The 2,136-nt window shown below is 25.7% G+C and carries 1 protein-coding gene and 1 pseudogene; both read right to left on the minus strand.

Annotated features, from left to right (window positions below):
- Positions 1–241: 241 nt before the first annotated feature.
- Positions 242–922: a hypothetical protein gene (locus tag SOR60_RS04545; RefSeq protein ID WP_154542188.1), complete on the minus strand. Its 681-nt coding sequence runs from the start codon at positions 920–922 to the stop codon at positions 242–244.
- A gap of 680 nt (positions 923–1,602) precedes the next feature.
- Positions 1,603–1,908: pseudogene (locus tag SOR60_RS04550) on the minus strand (VirD4-like conjugal transfer protein, CD1115 family); the annotation flags it as partial.
- Positions 1,909–2,136 lie beyond the last annotated feature (228 nt).

The following is a 2,136-nucleotide window of genomic DNA, read 5'->3' on the forward strand; positions in this document are numbered from 1 at the left end:
CCTTAACTAAATTTGCATTAATATTTATCATTTCTCTATCCATTGATTTCTTCTCCTTAATCTAAAATTTCAATTAAAAAAGCGACTGAACTTATATTTCAATCGCTAAATGTCTTATATATTAAATTGCTTTAAGTGGGACTTCTTATCCTTATCAACTTAACCTCCTAATTTTGAGTATAAAAAAAGACGATAGAGTTTTTTTAATTTCTATCGCCCGAACATAGTTATCTCTTCAATTCTATTTTTCCTTTGTAGTAGGGATATACGAACTGTTATCTTGACTATATCCCAAAGAATCATTGATCATATAAAATCCAAATCTAAATTCCTGCTGATAAGTGTTACCTATTAAATCCTCATATTTAATTCTAAAATTTAAAAAATCGCTCATTTCTTTACCTTTAGGTAAATTTAATACAATCTTAAATGTAACTTCTTCTGTTGCCATCGCATAATATTGACTTAAATATTCATAAATATGATATTGCTTACCGGGATATGCTTTACCTATAAAATAACCCTCCAATTTTTTCTCAGGATATAATGGATCTAATTGAATATTTGTTGCACTTTCTTTACCAATGTTAATAAGACCGACTTCTAGTATTAAACTATCTTTGTCTCTTTTAATTCTGTTATCATTTAATACAATATTGAAATACGGAACGATTGAAGCTCTAGTTCTTATTTCTGTTAATAACTTAGTATTGATCATATCTTTTTGTCTAATTTCTTCTTTATAAATTTCAAAATCTTTTTTCCACTGTTCATTTAATTTATTCGATTCTTCATTTTTTTTAGTTCTCTTATTTAGTTTATTATTGTTTAAAATTGTATATATAAGAGTTATCAAAGATATCAATATAGGCAACCATATTTCTAAATTTATCTGTTTTGATTCTAATAATATAGTATTCATATTACGATTACACCTTTATCCTTTCCTTATCTTAGTTATAAATGACTCAAATATAATTCTGTATTTGCATCAATAAATTTATATACTTATCAAGTGGCTGTTTTGCTAACTCATCTGATCAGTTTATCATCTGAGGTTTAAATAGCTTTTTGTATACTATTTCATATATTATATATAATTTATGTTATTAGTTCTTTTAGTCTCTCTAGCGTCTTATAAGAATAGGCATCTGTAAATAATTGATAATCTCTAGCTAGTTCCACTTAAATTATCTGATTATATGTTTAATTCTATTCTATTTTCTCAACTTATTCTACTTTTTAATATAACTTTTATTTCGATATGGGAAACTAATTGGATTCTTTCACGCAAACACATAACATATTATTATATATCGTTCTTTAATAAAACTTTATTTCTTTAATTTAGAATAGCTAGTAACTATTAACGCTTTAATATAGGTATTATATATTACAACTTATTTTCATAAATTCTTATAATACATTTCTTCCCCCGATTAAGTAATATTTCAATTTATAGTAAGACGATTTTCTATAATCATAATTTATCATAAGTAGACATTTAATTCTGCTAACTTTTGTGAATTTTTTCTTTGTATTTCTTTAATATTTAAACGATATAATTTTTTAATCATATATACTTATTAGATCTTTTTAATAAAACAAATTTTCTTCTAAATCTTCCAACAACTTATAATTCTTATGCTTTGTAATATCAAATTTATAAGACAAGAAAGGCCTTACTCCTCTTAATTGTAATATACATTTTCCACCATCCATTACTGTTTTTTCATCTTGACTCATCAAGTCTTTGCCTGACTTTTGATAGTTTAAACGATAGGAGTTTTGATTGGATCTTGTTTCTGATGTGTTGTATAGGTCTATGGTTTCTTTTCCCCTTAGAAAGAGTGTGGAATCACAGTTACCAACTATTGTATCTACATGGTCTTTATAGATTGCTTTTAATTAAGATTGTGCTTGCTGATATTTACCTTGAGAATTTTTAATTTCTATCGCCTATTAATACCTTATTTCTAGTGTTCTAAAATAGATACTTCAAGGTCTATCGCTTTAAATGTAACAGTTATTCCTACTTCGTCCTTTACAGTTTTTTCAAATAGCTCAGCTATATCATATGGGGACATATCGTATATATCTTCATACCATTCATTACTTACATCGTACATTGTCTCA

Source organism: Anaerococcus porci (assembly GCF_034090325.1).
In the GTDB taxonomy this organism is placed as follows: Bacteria; Bacillota; Clostridia; order Tissierellales; family Peptoniphilaceae; genus Anaerococcus; species Anaerococcus porci.